This window comes from Naumannella halotolerans (assembly GCF_004364645.1).
Classification (GTDB): Bacteria; Actinomycetota; Actinomycetes; order Propionibacteriales; family Propionibacteriaceae; genus Naumannella; species Naumannella halotolerans.
Genome location: NZ_SOAW01000003.1, coordinates 40,981 through 59,479 on the forward strand (window position 1 = coordinate 40,981; position 18,499 = coordinate 59,479).

Here is an 18,499-nt window from a genome sequence, read left to right on the forward strand (position 1 = left end):
GCAGGATCGGACTGGACCGGTTGTCGGTCGGGCCGACTAAGGTTGCGGCGTGGATCCGGGTCAGTTCAGTGAGGACGAATTCGGTCGCGCCGAGTCCGACTCCGCCGCCGAGTTCGACAGCGACCTGCCCCCGACACAGTTCGAGGAGCAGGGCCCCTTCGAGCAGGAGGAGTCGCTCTGGGACGACCCGGGCACGACACCGGCCGAGCCGTCGGCCGAGGATCGTCCGGTGGCCGAGCCGGGCCCGCCGGCCGAGGAGGTCGCCGCCCCGCTGGCGCTCTATCGCCGCTACCGCCCCGACACCTTCGACGACGTCATCGGCCAGGACCATGTCACTGCTCCCTTGAAGCGGGCGCTGGCCAACAATCGGGTGAACCACGCCTATCTGTTCTCCGGCCCGCGGGGCTGTGGCAAGACCACCTCGGCACGCATCCTGGCCCGGGCGCTGAACTGCGCCGAGGGGCCGACTCCCGAGCCCTGTGGGGTCTGCCAGTCCTGTCGTGACCTGGCGCGCGGTGGCCCCGGGTCGATCGATGTGATCGAGATCGACGCCGCCAGCCACGGTGGTGTCGATGATGCCCGTGACCTGCGCGAGCGGGCCTTCTTCGCCCCGGTGCAGAGCCGCTACAAGGTCTACATCGTCGACGAGGCACACATGGTGACCACCGCCGGCTTCAACGCCTTGTTGAAGCTGGTGGAGGAGCCGCCGCCGCATGTGAAGTTCATCTTCGCGACCACCGAGCCGGACAAGGTGATCGGCACCATCCGCTCGCGTACCCACCACTATCCGTTCCGCCTGGTGCCACCGAAGACCCTGACCGCCTATCTGGCGAAGTTGTGCCAGGCCGAGGGCATCGCGGTGGAGCCTTCGGTGCTGCCGCTGGTGGTCCGAGCGGGCGCCGGTTCGGTACGTGACTCCTTGTCGGTGCTGGACCAGTTGCTCGGCGGGGCCGATGTGCAGGGGGTCAGTTACTCGCAGGCCACCGCCTTGTTGGGCTACACCCCGGATTCCCTGCTCGACGAGGTGGTCGATGCGTTCGCCGCCGGTGACGGTGGCTCGGTCTTCGCCGGTATCGACAAGATCATCGAGGTCGGTCAGGATCCGCGGCGCTTCGCCGAGGACCTGTTGCGCCGACTGCGGGATCTGCTGGTCGTCGCCCAGGTTCCGGATGCGATCGCCAGCGGCCTGATCGACGTCGCCGGTGACCAGGCCGAGCGGTTGCGGTCACAGGCGGCAGCCCTCGGTGCCGGTGAGCTGACCCGGGCTGCCGAGGTGGTCGCCAAGGGGCTGACCGATATGCGGGGTACGACCGCGCCGCGGCTGCATCTCGAACTGATGTGCTCGCGGGTGCTGCTGCCGGGAGCCGATGTCGACGGTCGTGGTCTGCATGCGCGGCTGGACCGGCTCGAACGGCGGATGGGGATGGATCCCGCGGCCCCCACCGAGCCCGTGCCGACCGCCGCGCCGGCACCGCCGGTGGACGGCCGGGCAGCTGCCCGGGCAGCACTGGCGAAGACGAATCCTCCGGGACCGTCGGAGACACCGTCGGCACCCACCGGACCAGAGCCGGACCGGCAATCGCGGACGAGCGCTCCACAAGCTCCGGCGGACCCGGGAGCGCCCGAGGGCGCAGGGGGTGCCCGGTCGTCGAACCCCTCCGGAGGCCAGGGCGCTGCGGTTTCAGCGGCGGGTCAGGGCGCGACAACATCGGCGGGCGAGACCGCCGCGGGCCCATCCGCCGGGCAGAACTCGGCGATCCCCTCGGCAGGGCAGGGAGCCGCCGCACGTGCGGACCGGGAATTCGACAATCCGCCGGCAGGTCAGGGCTCCGCGTCTGCAGCGCAGGGCGGTGCCGCGCCTGGGTCGGACGGTCAAGGCCCCGAGTCCGCATCGCAGAGTCGGGGTGCCACGTCTGGACCGGCGGGTCAGGGCTCCGCGTCCGCAGCACAGGGTCGGGGTGCCTCGTCTGGACCGGCGGATCAGGGCCCCGGGACTCCATCGACGAACGAGGATGAGGCGCCAGCCCGATCCGGTGGAGCCCCCGATGCGCGGGAGCGCGGCGGTGCGCCGAACGGTGGGGAAGCCCCTTCGACGTCCCCGTCGGAACACGGTTCGGCGGACTTCGGTGGCGATCCCAGGCCTCCTCGATCAGGGTCGGTGCAGCAGGCCGGTTCCGGTCCTCAACGGCCAGCCGTTGGCCCAGCAGCCCACTCTCGCCCGGCAGCCCAGACCGGCCCGGCAGCCCAGACCGGCCCGGCAGCCCAGACCGGCCCGGCAGCGGTGTCTCCGTCACCGGCCGACGCTGGTGTGCCCGGTGGTCTGAACACCGCTGAAGTGCGCCGTCTGTGGCCTGATGTGCTGGAGAAGGTCAAGTCCCGGCGGCGGTTCACCTGGGTGTTGTTGAGCCAGAACGCGCAGGTCGCCGAGGTCGCCGACGCCACGTTGACGTTGGCGATGCCGAATTCGGGCGCCCGCGACAGCTTCACCCGTGGCGGCAGCGAGGACGTACTGCACGAGGCGTTGAGGGCCGCCCTCGGTGTGGACCTGAAGGTGAGCGTGATCGTCGACGCCGAGTCCTCGGCCCAGGTGGCCGGGCCGCGCGGCGTACCGAACGCCGATCCGCCGACCTCGGACCGGCAGGTGCCACCGCCCGGTGGCGGCTCCCCGTACCCCGATCCGCAACGGCCGCCGGCCGCCGGGCCGAACCAGTTCAGCCAACAGGCGACCGGTGACCGCTCGGCGCAGGCACGGGAGCGGATCCGCCCCACACGTACCGAACCGGGGCAGGCCGAGCCTGAGGACGAGGAGCCCGAACCGGCCGACGGTGGGGAGGAGATCGCGCTGACACCGGCCGAGATCCTGAGCAAACACCTCGGAGCGGAGCTGATCGGCGAGGAACCGGCCGGAGACGCCTCGCGCCGCTGACCGGGGCCGCGATGCTGAGCGCTTTGCCGGCACCGGATCGGTGGATCATCGACCGACTACGCTGGTCCCGACACAATCCCCGGTCCGATGCGGACCGCAGAAAGGACTTCAGATGTTCGGAGACGGTGCTGATATGCAGGGCCTGCTCGCACAGGCTCAGGCGATGCAGGAACAGCTCGCCCAGGCGCAGGAGGAACTGGCCAATGCCGAGGTCAGCGGCACTGCCGGCGGTGGGCTGGTGAGCGTCACCCTGACCGGCACCGGTGAACTCACCGCCGTCGACATCAAGCCCGAGGCCGTCGATGCCGACGACACTGAGTCGCTGTCCGATCTGATCATCGCCGCCTATCGCGATGCCCAGGCCAAGACCCAGCAGCTCGCCGAGGAGAAACTCGGCCCGGTGGCCGGTGGGTTCGGCGGCGGTGACAGCCCGCTCGGTGGCGGTGGCTTTCCCGGTCTGCCCGGCTGAGCACTCCACCTCGCGTCCAGCGCGGCAGCCGGTCCGGGTCGGACCTCGCGACTAGGCTGGCCGAGGCGAAGGAGGACGTGTGTACGAAGGACCAGTTCAGGACCTGATCGAAGAGCTCGGACGGTTGCCCGGTGTGGGCCCGAAGAGTGCTCAGCGGATCGCCTTCCACCTCCTTTCCACCGACCCCGAGGACGTCACCCGCTTGGCCGACGTCCTGAACCGGGTGCGCAGCAGCGTGCGGTACTGCGAGGTCTGCTTCAACGTGGCCGAGGGTGACCGGTGCCGGGTCTGCCGGGATCCGCGGCGCGACCGCACCGTCATCTGCGTGGTCGAGGAGTCCAAGGACGTCGTCGCCATCGAACGGACCCGCGAGTTCCGTGGCACCTACCATGTGCTCGGGGGTGCCATCTCCCCGATCGACGGCATCGGCCCCGGTGACCTGCGGGTACGGGAGCTGTGCCAGCGACTGGCCGACGGCACCGTGAGCGAGGTGATCATCGCCACCGACCCGAACCTGGAGGGGGAGGCGACCTCCAGCTATCTCAGTCGGCTGCTGCTGCCCATGGGGGTCAAGGTCGCCCGGCTGGCCAGCGGTCTGCCCGTCGGCGGTGATCTCGAGTACGCCGACGAGGTGACCTTGGGGCGTGCCTTCGAGGGCCGCCGCTACGTCAGCGCCTGATCGCTCCGGTCGGGCGACCGGTCCGCCAGTCGAGGACGACTTGCCGTACCGGCCAGAAGCCGGCTGAGCGGTCACCCACCCGGCCAACCGTCGAATCACCCCAGCCAGCGGATCACGGCGAGGACGAACAGGACGGCCCCGACCGCGAATGCCAGCAGACCGAGGACGACCGGTCCCGGTCGCCCGTTCCGGTAACCGCCGAGAGCGCCGAAGAGGCCGAGCAGGAACCCGAGGTTCGCGTCCAACCCCATCGCACCCAGCAGGCCGCTGCTGGGGCGGTCGGCATTCACGGCGAAGATCCAGGAAACCACCGTCAAAGCCGCGATTCCGGACAGCAGCCAAGCGGTGATCGGGTTGTAGAGGATCGTTGTGATCCGGTTCGCCGCATCCTGGCCGTTCCCCGCTGGAGTCATGACGCCCATCCTTGCAGCCGCGAGTGAATGGACGGGCAACCGACCGGGGAAAACGACGGCTCAGTGCAGTTCACCCGAGGTCCGTCCGGACGACTGCTGGGTTGTCCGCTCCCGCACGAGCGGTGACCCGTCGAAATCCCGACGTGGGTCGTGGGCTGCGGCCGCCTCGCCTGGGGTGGGCGAGCAGTGGAGCTGTCTGCCTGCCGTGGACAGCCGAATCCTGCACGCGTGACCGGGAATCCCGCGAGCGGCGACCCGTCGTAATCCCGGCAGCGGCCGGTTGTCGGATCGACTACAGTGGACCCGCTGCACGGCACGGATGGGGCCATCACCCCGGAGCTGCCGGAAGAACGGCTACCGCGATCCAGCGGCGAGCCCTGTAGAACCGGCCGCAGCGAGCAAGAGTGGGCGATCCCGATCGCCAAGAAGGGTGGTACCGCGGACCGGTCGCCGAGTGGCCGGAGACGTCCCTTCAACCAGGTTGACGACCGAGGAACCACCGCAATGACCAACGAGGTCACCCCCGAAGACGCGTCCCGTACCTACGCCGCCGTACCGGCGCAGATCGACCTGCCGCGGATGGAGCACGAGATCCTCCAGCTCTGGCAGCGCGACGACACCTTCGCCAAGTCGCTGGAGCGTACCCGCGACGGTGACACCTGGACCTTCTACGAAGGTCCGCCGACCGCCAATGGCATGCCCGGCACCCACCACATCGAGGCCCGGGTGTTCAAAGATGTCTTCCCGCGGTTCCGGACCATGCAGGGGTATCGGGTCGACCGGAAGGCCGGTTGGGACTGCCACGGTCTGCCGGTCGAGCTGGCGGTGGAGAAGGAACTCGGCCTGAACGGCAAGCCCGACATCGAGAACTACGGCGTCGAGGCCTTCAACGAGCGCTGTCGCGAATCCGTGCAGCGCCATGTCGGTGCCTTCACCGAGCTGACCGAGCGGATGGGTTACTGGGTCAACCTGGACGAGGCCTACTGGACCATGGACCCCGAGTACGTGCAGTCGGCGTGGTGGGCGCTGAAGCAGATCTTCGACGCCGGATTGCTCACCGAGGACTTCCGGGTCACCCCGTACTGCCCGCGCTGCGGCACCGGTCTGAGTGATCACGAGCTCGCCCAGGGGTACGAGACGATCACCGACCCGTCGGTCTACGTCCGGCTGCCCCTGACCTCCGGGCCGCAGGCGGGCAAGGCCGATCTGTTGATCTGGACCACCACCCCGTGGACCCTGCCGTCGAACGCCTTGGTCGCGGTGAAGTCCGATGTCGTCTACACCGTCGCGGTGAAGGCGGGGGAGACCCCGGTCGTGGTGGCTGAGCCCCTGCTGGAGTCGGCCCTGGGTGAGGGGTGGGGCGCCACCGACACCTTCACCGGTGAGGAGATGGTCGGCTGGACCTACGAGCGTCCGTTCGACCTGGTCGAGCTGCCCGGCCGCGGCGCCTTCGTCGTCACCGAGGACTACGTCACCACCGATGGTGGCACCGGTCTGGTCCACCAGGCACCGAGTTTCGGCGCCGACGACTTCGAGTCGGCTCGCCGCAACGGTGTGGAGTTGATCAACCCGATCGACGAGCAGGGCAACTTCGACAACTCCGTGCCACTGGTCGGCGGGATGCACTTCCGGGCGGCGAACCTGCCGCTGGTCGACGAGCTGAAGGCAAGCGGGAAACTGTTCAAGGCCTTGGAGTACGAGCACTCGTACCCGCACTGCTGGCGCTGCCACAACCCGTTGATGTACTACGCACTGCCGTCGTGGTACATCCGTACCACCAAGATCAAGGACGAGCTCCTGCGGGAGAACGAGGGCACCCACTGGTACCCCGAGAACGTCAAGTGGGGCCGCTACGGCGACTGGCTGAAGAACAATGTCGACTGGGCATTGTCGCGTCGACGCTACTGGGGTACGCCGCTGCCGATCTGGCGCAATGATCTTGATCCCTCGAAGTTGGTGGCCGTCGGATCACTGGCCGAGTTGAGCGAGCTGTCTGGCCGTGACCTGTCCGAACTCGACCCGCACCGGCCCTTCGTGGACGACATCACATTCAGCATCGAGGGCGAGGACGGCACCTATGTGCGGGTGCCGGAGGTGATCGACGCCTGGTTCGACTCCGGTTCGATGCCGTTCGCCCAGTGGGGTTATCCGCATGCGCCCGGTTCGGAGGCCGCCTTCGGCAGCCACTACCCGGCCGACTTCATCTGCGAGGCCATCGACCAGACCCGCGGCTGGTTCTACACGCTGATGGCTGTCGGCACGTTGGTCTTCGATCAGAACTCGTACCGCAATGTGCTCTGCCTGGGGCACATCCTGGCCGAGGACGGCCGGAAGATGAGCAAGCACCTGGGCAACATCCTGGAGCCGATCCCGTTGATGGACCGTCACGGTGCCGATGCGGTGCGCTGGTTCATGGCAGCCGCGGGGTCGCCGTGGATGGCGCGTCGGGTCGGTGACAAGACGATCAACGAGACCGTCCGCAAGGTGCTGTTGACGTACTGGAACACCGTCGCCTTCCAAGCCCTGTACGCCCGGGCGAACGACTGGACCCCCGCTGCCGTCGGCCAGGTCACCAGTGATCATGTGTTGGATCGGTGGCTGCGGTCGGCGACCAATGTGTTGATCACCGAGGTGACCGATGCCTATGAGAACTTCGACACCCAGCGCATCGGCCAGCTGCTCAGCGAGTTCGTTGACGAGCTCTCCAACTGGTACGTACGCCGTTCGCGTCGCCGCTTCTGGGACGGGGACAACGGTGCCCTGCAGTCATTGCACGACACCCTGCATGTCCTGACCCGATTGATGGCACCGCTGGTGCCGTTCATCACCGAACGGGTCTGGCAGGACCTGTTCGTGCCTGTCGATCCCGACGGCCCGGCCTCGGTCCATCTGGCTGACTGGCCGGTGACTGATGAGTCGGTGGTCGATGTTGATCTTGACCAGGCGATGGAGTTGACCAAGCGTTTGGTGGAGCTGGGCCGTTCGGCCCGTGCCGAGGCGGCGGTGAAGACCCGGCAGCCGCTGCAGCGGGCGCTCGTACCCTCCGTCGCCTTCGAGAAGCTGACCGAGGAGCTGAAGGCGGAGTTGACCGCGGAGCTGAACATCCAGTCCGTGGAGCCGTTCTCCGGTGCCGGTGCACTGGTCGACTACGAGGCCAAGGGCAACTTCCGCGCGCTCGGCAAGCGGTTCGGCAAGCAGACCCCACAGATGGCGGCCGCCATCGCCGCCGCCGATGCCGCGCAGCTGTCGGCAACGCTGGCCGCCGAGGGCCGGGCGAGCGTCGACTTCGACGGTGGCACCGAGATCGGACCGGACGAGGTGATCATCTCCGAGCGTCCCCGTGAAGGCTGGTCGGTGGTCAATGCCCAAGGAGAGACGGTCGCTCTTGATCTTGAGCTGACGCCGGAGTTGGTACGTGCCGGACAGGCCCGGGATGTGGTGCGGTTCGTACAGGAGTCACGGAAGAACAGTGGCTTCGACGTCTCCGATCGGATCACCCTGCGGTGGAGCGCCGGCGATGAGCTGTCACTGGCGATCCGCGAGCATGGCGACCTGATCGCCGATGAGGTGCTGGCGGTGTCCATGGATGAGACCGACCTCGGTGATGACGCTCTGGTCGATTCCGATCTCGGGGTACGGATCGCGATTGCGAGGGTCTGAGCAGTCCGCCGGATGGTCGCTGGTGTGTCGAAGGGCCCGTGCACCTGACGCGGGTGGGTAGTCGTCGGGGAGTCCACCCGCCGTCGGAGATCACCGAGTGGCCACCGGAGGACAGGGAAGGAGGCGCCGGTCCGGCGAGCCGATCGGCCCCGGACGAGTTCGCACCCCCGCCGGGGTGACCAATTCCCCGACTGTCGAGTGCGCACGGGAGAGTCAGGTACCGGGTCGGTCGATGTCGGCGCCGTCCCACAGGTCCGCGCACTCGACCAGAGGGGCGCCGTGATCGCGCAGGTACGGCCCGGCCGCCCGGTCCGGAGACCCGGTGTCCCGCAAAGGCTGCCAGTGATTGCGGCCGAGCAGGACCGGATGACCGGGCCGGCCGCCGTACCCGGCACGGAGCATCGATTCCGGTCCGACGGGTGCGAAGCCGAGGACCCGGCGGACCACCAGCACCGGCAGCCCGGGCAGGTCGACCAAGCTGATCAGGGCGGCGGTCGCCGTGGTGGTCGCGGCCGCAGCCAGGCCCCGGTGCAACGAGGCGCCGATGCCGTCGGCCCAGTTGTCGGCAACCACCACACTCGCTTCCTCGGGGACGAGCGGACGTGCCTGCGTCGCACCGGCGCCGAGAACCACCAGCACACCGTCACAGCCACCCGCAGCGAGTGTTCGTACCGCGTGCTCCACCCAGGGAGTGCCGTCGGGCAACCGACGCAGCGCCTTCGGCCCGCCGGCCCGCCGTCCGGCGCCGGCGGCCAGGACCAGCCCGATCGGGCCCTCCGCACCCGTCACCAGGTCGTTCCTGTCAGCTCGACAGTCGGCAACAAGACAAAGGTCACACTCGATCCAACAGCGCTGACCAGGACGCCTGCTCCGGCGCGGCTCTGAGGTTGGTGCAGGCGATCGAGTGTGACGTTCGGCGTGTCACCGGCAGGCGGGTGTGGCATCGATCACCACGTGTCGTGGTGCAGCACGGTCTCCAGCGGCTGGCGCTTGGCGGGCTTGAAGTCGGTGCCGATCGTGTAGGCGACCGGGAGCAACGCCACCTGGGTGACCTTCTCGTAGGGGATGCCGAGGACTTCCGCCGCGCGCTTCTCCCCGTCGCCCGGCAGGTGCAGCGTGGTCCACGCCGAACCGAGCCCGCGCTCGCGCAGGGCGAGCATGAAGCTCCACGCCGCCGGCAGGATGGAGCCGTAGAAGCTGGCGACCGCGCCGGTGTCCTGGCCTTCCACCCGGCCCCACATACAGGGGATCACGAACACCGGTGCCTTCTCCAAGTTGTCCGAGAGGTACTGCGAGGAACTGGAGACCGCGGACATCCGCTCACCGCGCGCATCGCCCTCGCGGTACTCCGGTTTCGGCATCGCGAAGTACGGTTCGGCGATCGACCGGTAGATGTCGGCCAGCGCCTTCTTCTTCGCCGGATCGGTGACGATCATCCAGTGCCATCCCTGGCGGTTGGAGCCGGTCGGCGCCTGCAGGGCGATCTCCAGTGCCTGGTGGATGATCTCGGGTTCGACCGGGCGATCGAAGTCGAGTCGCTTGCGTACCGAACGGGTGGTGGTCAGGACTTCATCGGCTGACAGGTTCAGATTCACCCCGTCAGTTTCGCACCACCATGACCGAGATGAACACCCGCTCCCTTGAGCGTGGTCGGGCTCCCCGTCCGTGTTGTCGGGCTCAGCGTCAGCGTGGTCCGGTTCGCGTACGGGTGGTCCGCTGGGGTACTCGAACCGAGGGTCGGCGATCCTGTCCGCGCGGTGGTCCCGAGCCAGTGCCATCTCCGAGCGCGGTCCCATGGCCGCGTGGTCGAAAGCGCGGACACGGTGACGGTGCTCGACAGTCAGTAGTCGGTACGGGCCGCGTTGGCCTGCCACGCCTCGAACGGATGGTTCGAGGTGAGAGTCGGTACGTGCTCGACCTTCGGCGCCTGCCAGGAGATGCTGGGGGAGTTGAAGAGGTCGTAGAAGGCGCGGTCGTCGAAGCCGCCGACCTCGGCCTGGTGACGGTCGGCGGTGTAGACGATCCGGTCCACCCGGGACCAGAGTGCGCTTGCCAGACACATCGGGCATGGTTCGCAGGAGGCGTAGAGAGTCGCCCCGACCAACGAGAAGTCACTGATCCGCAGGCAGGCCGCCCGGATCGCGGTGACCTCGGCATGGGCGGTCGGGTCGAGGTCGCGGGTGACCCGGTTCTGCCCGTCGGCCAGCAACTCGCCGTCGGCGCTGACCACAACGGCACCGAACGGACCACCACCGTCGGCGACATTCTGCGCGGCCAGATCTACCGCGCGCTGCAGCCACTTCGCATCGTCCGACATCCTCGTTCTCCCTCCCCGGCCGGAACCGGATTCGGGATCACCCTAAGCAGTGCGCGTTTCGGCTGTGTGTCAGTCCGATCCCGGAACGGCGCGGCGAGCGGGTTTCGGCACGCGGGGTGAGCTGGGCAATGATCGGGTGGTCCGCGCGTCCCGCGGATTTCGACGGTTGGTCAGCACATGAACGGGCAGAATCCGCGCCGATAGTGGCGGATCGACTGTGCACCGGGCGCGAGCCGTCGTTCTCCGCGAAGATCTGGTCGCGCCGCTGGCGATGGGAGCGGGCAGCAATCGGATCGCTGACGATCGGGGTGGCGGCGATCGGACCGCTGACGATCGGGCGGGCGAGGGGGTGTCCACTGTGATCCGCGGATTTCGACGGCCCGACCCGCGCGCGAGCGGGCAGAATCCGCGCCGGCGGGGTCGCATAGACGAGTGCGTTGAGTACGAGCCATCGTTCTCCGCGCGAAGAGTTGGTCGTGGGGTCATACCGGCGTCGGATCGTGACGTTCAGGTTGGGCGCGTGGTGTCCACGGCGATCGCGGATTTCGACGGTTGGTCAGGACATGAACGGGCGGAATCCGCGCCGATAGTGGCGGATCGACGTGTGCACCGGGCGCGAGCCGTCGTTCTCCGCGTCCGGAGATCGATGCCGACGAAATCTGGCCGTCACATCGCTTTGGCAGGATTCGTCCATGCTGGAGCTCGCCGACCGCCTGTCGCCGCTGATCTCTGGCGATCGACCGTTCGTCACAGCCACCGTGATCGGTGTGGACGGCAGCGCCCCGCATGTGCTCGGATCCTCGATGGTCTTCGACGGGGAGTCGGTGATCGGCAGTATCGCTGCCGGCTGCGTCGAAGGGGCGGTGGTCGATGTCGCCGAACGGGTGTTGGACGACAGGCGAACCAGGATCGTCAGCTTCGGCGTGGCCGATGATGACCTGTACGCCGCGGGCCTGTCCTGCGGCGGCGAGTTGCGGATCCATCTCAGCCGGGTGGATCCGCACCACCCAGGTGCAGCCGGGGTGCTCGCTGCCCTCGCGCGGGTGCGAAGCGGACAGAGTGCCCGCCTTCTCTACTCTGCCGATGGTTTCGGTGGCCGCGAGTGTGACGCCGAGTTCGTCGAGACGCGGACCCCGCCGGCACAGTTCCTGATCGTCGGGGCGATGGAATACTCGACGGCGCTGTCGGCTGCCGCACAGGCGCTGGACTATCGAGTCACAGTCTGCGATCCGCGGGCGCTGTTCACCACCCAGGACCGGTTCCCGGGCACAGAGCTGGTGGTGGCCTGGCCGCCGCGTCACCTCGCCGCCGCCCAGCTCGACTCCCGATCGGTGATCTGCGTGCTCAGCCATGACGATCGTTTCGACGCCGAGACGATCGCCCTGGCACTGCGGTCGCCGGCCGGGTACGTGGGGGCGATGGGGTCCAGGCGTACTCACGAACGACGCATGCGCGCACTTCTCGACCTCGGGCTCAGCGACGAGGAGCTCACCCGGTTGCATTCGCCGATCGGGCTCGATCTGGGTGCCTCCACCCCCGCCGAGACCGCCATCTCGATCCTTGCCGAGGTGTTGGCGCAGCGCAACGGTACGTCGGGTCGGCCGTTGCGGACGGGTGAGGGAGCCATCCATGGCAACTCCGGTGGAAGGTCCCGGTCGAAGTTGGCGTCGAAGTCGGCGTCGTTGTCACGACTCACGACGAGCTGAGATCCCTCGGCCCGCGTCTCGCCGTCGGGTTTCGATGCCCCGTCGCCTCGATCCCTTCATCTGTTCCGCAGGAAACGCATCTCAGAGCCTGTGACGGGTGCATTTCCTGTGGAACAGATTTGTCGGGTGGGGTGTGTGGTCGGATTCGCGTCGTCTGTCTGGGGTGTGGACTGTCTGGGCTGTCTGTCTGTCTCTCTGTGGCTGTGCTCGGGGCCGTGGGCCGTGCGTCCGCCGCTGGTACGACTGTCGCTTGCGTGCCCGTGCCACGTGAGCGCTCTAATCCGTTCCGCAGGAGTTGCAGCTCAGAGCCCGTGAGGAGTGCATTTGCTGCGGAACGGATTGAGCGCGCGCCTGACCGCGGTCGGGCCCGCTGTTGGTTCGGGCCGGCTTGGTTCGGGCCGGCTTGGTTCGGGCCGGCTTGGTTCGGATCGGTCGCCTGGGTTGTCGACGGATCGATCGCCTGGGTTGTCGACGGGTCGGTGAGGACGGGGTTCGTCGGCGTTGGGCCGGTCCTGGGGTTGGGGTGAGCGTTGGGCAGGTCCTGGGGTTGGGTCCGTGGTGGGCAGGTGCGGGGTTGGGGTGAGCGTTGGACAGGCCCGGGGGTGGGGTCAGCGTCGGACAGGCCCGGGGGTCAGCGTTCGAAATGCACCGAGGGTACGGTCGCCATCGGGCCCATGTGCCAGGCGTCGGGTTGGGCGAGCCGCCAGACCCGGTCCCGGCTCATCGGCAGCTCGAACGGGCGTACCCCCAGGGCATCGCGGATCGCATTGGCCATCGCCGGCGCCACCGGGTTGTACGGTGCCTCGCTCATCGACTTCGCGCCCAGCGGACCCAGGGGCGAATGGGTGTCGGCGAAGTAGACCTCGGTCCGCGGCAGGTCACCGAACTTCGGGGTCCGGTAGTTCCGCAGCGTGCTGGTGGTCACCTCACCGTCGACCACCTGCACGATCTCGTACAACGACGAGCCGATCGCCTGCCCGACGCCGCCTTCGATCTGCCCCCGCAACTGCTCGGGGTTCAACACGGTGCCGGCATCGGCGGCATGCACCGAGCGCAGGATCCGTACCTCACCGGAACCGGGATTCACCGCGATGTCGAAACCGTGCACATTGAACGCGACCGTTCGCGGGGTGCCGTCATGGCTGGCGACCGCCCGTCGCTCTCCGCCGGCGGCGAGTTGCTCGGCCAGGGCGCTCGCGGCGGCGAAGACCGCCCGGCCGGCGACCACGGTCCCGGTCGAACCGTAGGCGCCGGTGTCGTAGGTCCCCAGAGCGGTGTCGGACTGTTTGATCTTCACCCGATCGACCCCCACCCCCAGGGCCTGCGCGGCCAACTGGGTGTGCACGGTGGTGGTGCCGTTGCCGAACTCGGCGGTGCCGACCTCGACGACGAAGCTGCCGTCGTCCAACGCCTCCACCGCAGCGGTCGCGTGGTGCCCCCGCGGGGGGATGGTGGCGATCATGGACAAGGCGACGCCCCGACCGCGTTTCCAACCCGCCGGGGCGCGCAGCCGACCACCGGGTTTCCGAAGCGCCTTCTCGACCAGCTCCAGGCACTGACCCAACCCGTCCTCACCGTCATAGCCGACGTCACCGGGATCGTCCTCGACGGTGACCAACGGGTCGCCGGGACGGACCGCATTGCGGCGGCGGAACTCGATCGGATCAAGATCGAGTTTGCGGGCCAGTTCGTCGATCGCCGACTCGATGGCGAAGATCACCTGGCCCAAGCCGTACCCGCGGAAGGCCCCGGACGGTGGGTTGTTGGTGTAGACCGACTCGGCGTCGATGCTCACATTCGCACAGCGATAGACCGCCACCGATTCGTGCACACTGTGGAACATCACCCCGGCGCCGTGGTTGCCGTAGGCGCCGGTGTCCATCAGCTCGTTCACCGCCAGCGCGGTCAGCTGTCCGTCGGCGGTGGCGGCGGCGGTCACCCCGACCCGCATCGGATGCCGCAGCGGTGCCCGCAGGAACTCCTCGCTGCGGGTGAACTCGTACTGCACCGGTTGCCCGGTCCGCAGTACGGCCAAGGTCACCAGGTCCTCGGTCAGCATCTCCTGTTTGCCGCCGAAGCCACCACCCACCCGGGCGGTGAACACCCGTACCTTGTCCGGTTCGAGGTCGAACACCCGGGCGATCTCGTCCCGGATCAGGTACGGCACCTGGGAGGAGGTACGCAGGTTCAGCACGCCCTCGTCGTCGACCCAGCCCCTGGTGGCATGGGTCTCCAGGGCGACATGGGCGACCCGGGCAGTGGCCCAGTTCCCGGTCACCACAGCATCGGCGGCCGCCACCGCCGCGGCGACATCACCGCGTTCGGCATGCAGTGCGGCCACCACATTGCGGTCCGGTTCGGCGATCCGGGCCTGATCCTTCTCCCCGTGCAACAACGGAGCACCGGGGGTACGCGCCGCCTGCGGATCGAAGACCGCCGGCAACTCCTCGTAGCTGACCTTGATCAACTCGACAGCCCGTTGAGCAAGATCAACAGTGTCGGCGACCACCGCAGCCACCCGCTGGCCGTGGAAGCGGACCACCGGATCCAGCACCATCGTGTCGTCGGGATCGTCGGTGCGTGACTCGTGCCGGCCGGTGGAGAAAAGGACCTGCGGCGCATCGCGGTGGGTGAGCACCGCCCGTACCCCTTCCAGGGCCTCGGCCGCGGTGGTGTCGATCGCGGTGATCCGGGCATGTGAAACGGTGGCGCCGAGGACCGCCAGATGCAGCAGCGGCCGTCCCGGTTCGGTGGTGTCCAAGGTGTACTGCTCGGTCCCGGTGACCACCCGCCAGGCGGCCGGCGGCATCACCGAACTGCCGACCACCGGATCGCCGGGATCGGCCTCGCAGCGGACATTGACCTGCCCGCCGATCGCGTCGGCGATCGAGCGGTAGCCGGTGCAGCGGCACAGATTGCCCTTCATCGACCGTGGCAGGTCCTGCAACTGTTCCTCATCCAGACAGGAAGCAGTGACCACCATCCCGGCGGTGCAGAATCCACACTGGAAGCCGCCGGCGCGGACGAATGCCTGCTGCATCGGATGGGGATCGGTGGGGGTGCCGAGTCCGGCTGCGGTGGTGACCTCGGCACCGTCGGCGCGATGGACCGGGGTGATGCAGGAGTGGACCGGTGAGCCGTCCAACAGCACCGTGCAGGCACCGCAGTCGCCGGCGTCACAGCCCTTCTTCACCGCGAACCGTTCCTGATCGCGCAGGAAGGTACGCAGCACCTGACCCGGCCGGGCCTCGGTGTCGACCGGTACGCCGTCGATGGTGACCCGCAACCTCATGCAGCCTCACCCAACTCGACCCGCAGTTCCTCGGCGAAGCGCTTGGTCAGGTCGGCGCGCCAGTCGATGCTGCCGTGCGGATCGGCGTACCAGACGTCGATGCCGTCGATCGCCTTGGTCAGTTCGGCGGCGGTCGGGACGCCGGTGAACCCGAGCCGGACCGGGCAGGTCGTCGAGGCGGTGATGGTGACGGCGAAGTCGCCACCCGGATCGGCCCGGGCGACCACGAACACCGCCGAACGTCCCATCGGGGTCAGCGAGGTCCGCCGCATCGCACTCGGTGAGCGCAGGGCACTGCCGGGCAGTTCGATCGCCCGCAGCAATTCCCCGGGGGCCAGGCTGATCTCCTGTGGTCCGCGGACGAAACCGATGATCGGGGTACGCCGGTCCCTCCCGTCGGGAGCCCAGATGACCGCAGTGCCGTCCAGGCCGGAGGTCAGCGAGGTCATCGGACCGGCGGGCAGGGCGAGGCAGATGTTGCCGCCGACGGTCGCCACCCGGTGGATCTTCCAGGACCCGAACAGGGCATCGACGCAGGGCCGGAACAGCGGGTGGGAGTCGGCTTCGGCCAGTTGCTCCAGGGTGCAGGTGGCGGCGATCCGGATGCCGCCGTCCGGCAGTTCCTCGATCGGCGGCCAGCCCATGGCGGTCAGGTCGACCAGGCCGCGGATGCCCGGCCGAGGCTCGGAGTACAGCGCCGTACCGCCGCCCATGAAGGCTTCACCGGGCTCCAGCCACAGTTCATCGCGGCTGTGCGGGAGGCGCACATGCTCGATGTCGATGAGGTCCACGTCGCGAGCTAATCGCATCGATATGTCAGCAGCATCACTTATGTATCGCGCAGGTAACGATCGGCCGGTCAATTTCTGGTCGAACGCTGAAATGCCCGGAAGTCGACGTCGAGCGACGACTTCCGGGCATTGCGCGATCGTCAGCGGCGACGCCGCAGGAGCGCCGCACCGACCACGGTCAGCGGGATCCCGAGCAGCAGTGCCGTCAGCGGTCCGGCACCGGTGTCGGCCAGCGGCGGCAGCTTGCCACCGTCCTCGGTGCCGGTGCCGGTGCCGGCACTGGGGGACCGGGTGGTCGACGGGTCACCGCTCGGGCTGGGGTCGGGGTCACCGCTCGGTCCGGGATCGGGGTCACCGCTCGGATCCGTGCTCGGCTCGGTCACCGGCGAACTGGTGACCACCTCCCAGTTCTCGTCACGGAATTCGGCCGGGTCGATCGTCTCGGTCTCGATCGCCCAGTCGATCAACAACTGGCGGATCTCGAGGCGTTCGTCGTAGACCACCGGTGCGTCGGTGATGTGGGGGTATCCCGAACCGCCGGACTGCCGGTAGTTGTTGACGGCCATGACGAAGGTGTCGTCGTCGGCGACCGGCGTACCGTCGGGGTGACTCAACCCCTCGATCCGTGATCCCACCGGTTGGGAGACGTTGATCGTGTAGTCGAGGTTGTCGATCACGTCGTAGCTGTAGTCGGGGATCGCCCGGCCGGCCTCGGCGTCCCAGGCGTTGGTGTCGGTCTCGGGGTCGAAGGTTGCCCCTTCCTCCAACTGCACGAAGTAGCGCGCCGACCATTCCAGGTAGTCCTTCAACTCCGCACCGGTGAGTTCGACGCCGAGCAGGGTGTTCTCGTAGATGTAGAGGGCTGCCATGTCGCGGATGGTCACCTCGCCCTGGTCGAAGACCACATCGCGGTTGAACGGCGATGCCTGGGAGATCACGGTGGCGTCGGCGTTCTCGGTGCCGGCCAGTGCTTCGCGTACCGTCTCGGTCTGTACCTGGTTCACCATGTCCAGCAAAGCGGTGTCCTCGTACCGCGAGGTGGCGCCGCTCATCTCCTCGGTGGAGGTGGCGATCGTGGTGTTCACGTAGTCGATCGTCGTCTCGTGGGCCTGGCTGACCGCCGCGACCACGGCCGGATCCTCGGCGACCTCACCGTGGGCGTACAGCGACACCGCCGTCGGTGGTGTGTCGGACCAGTTGACCTCGAAACCGTCACCGGAGGGGACCAGGTGCAGTGAGGTCTCGGAGACGCTGTTGCCCCAGTAATAGGGCTGGGTGATCAAGGTCTTGCCACCGTCGTTCTTCTCGACGATGGTCTCCGGGATGTCCTGGTGGGTGTGCCCGGCGACGACCACATCAAGATCAGGTACGTTCTCGGCGAGCGAGGTCGCGAGGTTCTCCTGCCGGGCCGAGGCATCCCAGGTCTGGCCCTCGGGGTCGAGACCGGTGTGGGCCAGGGCAACCACCACATCGGCGCCCTCGGCCTTCAACTGCGGGACGTACTGCTGCACCGTCTCCACCTGATCGGCGAAGTCGATCTTGTCCTCGACGATGGCCTTGTCCCAGTAGCGGACGCCGGGGGTGACCACGCCGACGACACCGATCTGCACCTGCTGGCCGTCGATGGTGCGTTCGATCATGGTCGTCGGCGGGCGGCTCGGCTCCTCGGTGCCGGCGACCAGGGCGTTCGCTCCGAGCAGTGGTGCCTCGAGTTGTTCGGCGTAGCTGTCGAGCAGCTCCAGACCGTAGTTGTACTCGTGGTTGCCGACCACCTGGGCGTCGTAGTCCAGGGCATTGAATGCCGCCGCCATCGGGTGGCTCTCACCGGTCTCGGTGACCGGTTCGCGGTAACCGTAGAGGTAGGTCAGCGGGGTCCCCTGGATGGCGTCGCCGTTGTCGAACAGCAGCACCGACTCCTCACCCTTCTCCTGGCGTACCTCGTTGATCAAGGTGCCCAGTCGCGCCAGTCCCAGCTCCTCACCCTCGGGGTAGGGGGCGTCGGCGAAGTAGTCCCAGTTCAGCACGTGGCCGTGGTTGTCGGTGGTGGCCAGCAGCGTCAGGTCGATCGGTTCGGCGGCCTCATCGGCCCGGGCCGTGGACGGAGCGGCGAGCAGCAGCAGGGCGGCGGCGGAGGCGGCGAGCGCAGCGGTACGTGGTGCGCGACGGCGGTGGGGGGACGACATGGCGGCCTTTCACTCGGGGGGCGATGCGTCGGCCCACGGCGAGGTGGGTCCGGACAGCGGCAG

The 18,499-nt window shown here is 68.2% G+C and carries 12 protein-coding genes; 5 read left to right on the top strand and 7 right to left on the bottom strand.

The features are described from left to right. Positions 1-49: 49 nt before the first annotated feature. The 3 genes from CLV29_RS16905 to recR all read left to right on the top strand — a co-directional run bounded on the left by CLV29_RS16905 (position 50) and on the right by recR (position 4,074). Positions 50-2,926: a DNA polymerase III subunit gamma and tau gene (locus tag CLV29_RS16905; protein WP_424991537.1), complete on the top strand. Its 2,877-nt coding sequence runs from the start codon at positions 50-52 to the stop codon at positions 2,924-2,926. A gap of 112 nt (positions 2,927-3,038) precedes the next feature. Further along, positions 3,039-3,395, top strand: a complete 357-nt coding sequence (locus tag CLV29_RS14205; RefSeq protein ID WP_133755769.1) for a YbaB/EbfC family nucleoid-associated protein — start codon at positions 3,039-3,041, stop codon at positions 3,393-3,395. A gap of 79 nt (positions 3,396-3,474) precedes the next feature. Further along, the gene (gene recR, locus CLV29_RS14210) at positions 3,475-4,074 is read left to right on the top strand and encodes a recombination mediator RecR (RefSeq protein WP_133755770.1); all 600 of its coding nucleotides are present in this window, start codon (positions 3,475-3,477) and stop codon (positions 4,072-4,074) included. 95 nt (positions 4,075-4,169) lie between these two features. Here the strand turns inward: recR and CLV29_RS14215 are convergent, their stop codons facing one another. Then, positions 4,170-4,487, bottom strand: coding sequence for a hypothetical protein (locus tag CLV29_RS14215; protein WP_133755771.1), 318 nt, complete (start codon positions 4,485-4,487; stop codon positions 4,170-4,172). A gap of 504 nt (positions 4,488-4,991) precedes the next feature. Between CLV29_RS14215 and ileS the strand changes: the two genes are divergently transcribed. Then, complete coding sequence (gene ileS / locus CLV29_RS14220; RefSeq protein WP_133755772.1) at positions 4,992-8,147, top strand: isoleucine--tRNA ligase; 3,156 nt, start codon at positions 4,992-4,994, stop codon at positions 8,145-8,147. Positions 8,148-8,360: 213 nt separating this feature from the next. On the opposite strand, the gene CLV29_RS14225 is transcribed toward ileS, so the two are convergent. From CLV29_RS14225 to CLV29_RS14235, 3 genes are all read right to left on the bottom strand, one after another. Next, the gene (locus CLV29_RS14225; RefSeq protein WP_243831952.1) at positions 8,361-8,936 is read right to left on the bottom strand and encodes a nucleotidyltransferase family protein; all 576 of its coding nucleotides are present in this window, start codon (positions 8,934-8,936) and stop codon (positions 8,361-8,363) included. Positions 8,937-9,094: 158 nt separating this feature from the next. After that, entirely contained in the window at positions 9,095-9,742 is a 648-nt protein-coding gene (locus CLV29_RS14230) for a nitroreductase family protein (RefSeq protein ID WP_133755773.1), read from the bottom strand. Positions 9,743-9,987: 245 nt separating this feature from the next. After that, positions 9,988-10,464 carry a nucleoside deaminase gene (locus tag CLV29_RS14235; RefSeq protein WP_133755774.1) on the bottom strand — a complete coding sequence of 159 codons (477 nt, stop codon included), beginning with the start codon at positions 10,462-10,464 and terminating at the stop codon, positions 9,988-9,990. A 692-nt stretch (positions 10,465-11,156) separates the two neighbouring features. Between CLV29_RS14235 and CLV29_RS14240 the strand changes: the two genes are divergently transcribed. Then, positions 11,157-12,170 (top strand): XdhC family protein, encoded by a 1,014-nt coding sequence (locus CLV29_RS14240; protein ID WP_133755775.1) that lies wholly within the window; start codon positions 11,157-11,159, stop codon positions 12,168-12,170. A gap of 631 nt (positions 12,171-12,801) precedes the next feature. On the opposite strand, the gene CLV29_RS14245 is transcribed toward CLV29_RS14240, so the two are convergent. The 3 genes from CLV29_RS14245 to CLV29_RS14255 all read right to left on the bottom strand — a co-directional run bounded on the left by CLV29_RS14245 (position 12,802) and on the right by CLV29_RS14255 (position 18,436). Beyond that, entirely contained in the window at positions 12,802-15,462 is a 2,661-nt protein-coding gene (locus tag CLV29_RS14245; protein ID WP_243831953.1) for a molybdopterin-dependent oxidoreductase, read from the bottom strand. After that, positions 15,459-16,253, bottom strand: coding sequence for an FAD binding domain-containing protein (locus CLV29_RS14250; RefSeq protein WP_208292979.1), 795 nt, complete (start codon positions 16,251-16,253; stop codon positions 15,459-15,461). The genes CLV29_RS14245 and CLV29_RS14250 overlap by 4 nt, the downstream gene beginning before the upstream one ends. Positions 16,254-16,393: 140 nt before the next feature. Then, entirely contained in the window at positions 16,394-18,436 is a 2,043-nt protein-coding gene (locus tag CLV29_RS14255) for a bifunctional metallophosphatase/5'-nucleotidase (protein WP_133755777.1), read from the bottom strand. Positions 18,437-18,499 lie beyond the last annotated feature (63 nt).

Coding starts and splice junctions, on each gene's coding strand:
- CLV29_RS14205 (WP_133755769.1), top strand. CDS start 3,039: ATGTTCGGAGACGGTGCTGATATGCAGGGCCTGCTCGCACAGGCTCAG.
- CLV29_RS14215 (WP_133755771.1), bottom strand. CDS start 4,487: ATGACTCCAGCGGGGAACGGCCAGGATGCGGCGAACCGGATCACAACG.
- ileS (WP_133755772.1), top strand. CDS start 4,992: ATGACCAACGAGGTCACCCCCGAAGACGCGTCCCGTACCTACGCCGCC.
- CLV29_RS14235 (WP_133755774.1), bottom strand. CDS start 10,464: ATGTCGGACGATGCGAAGTGGCTGCAGCGCGCGGTAGATCTGGCCGCG.
- CLV29_RS14240 (WP_133755775.1), top strand. CDS start 11,157: ATGCTGGAGCTCGCCGACCGCCTGTCGCCGCTGATCTCTGGCGATCGA.
- CLV29_RS14245 (WP_243831953.1), bottom strand. CDS start 15,462: ATGAGGTTGCGGGTCACCATCGACGGCGTACCGGTCGACACCGAGGCC.
- CLV29_RS14255 (WP_133755777.1), bottom strand. CDS start 18,436: ATGTCGTCCCCCCACCGCCGTCGCGCACCACGTACCGCTGCGCTCGCC.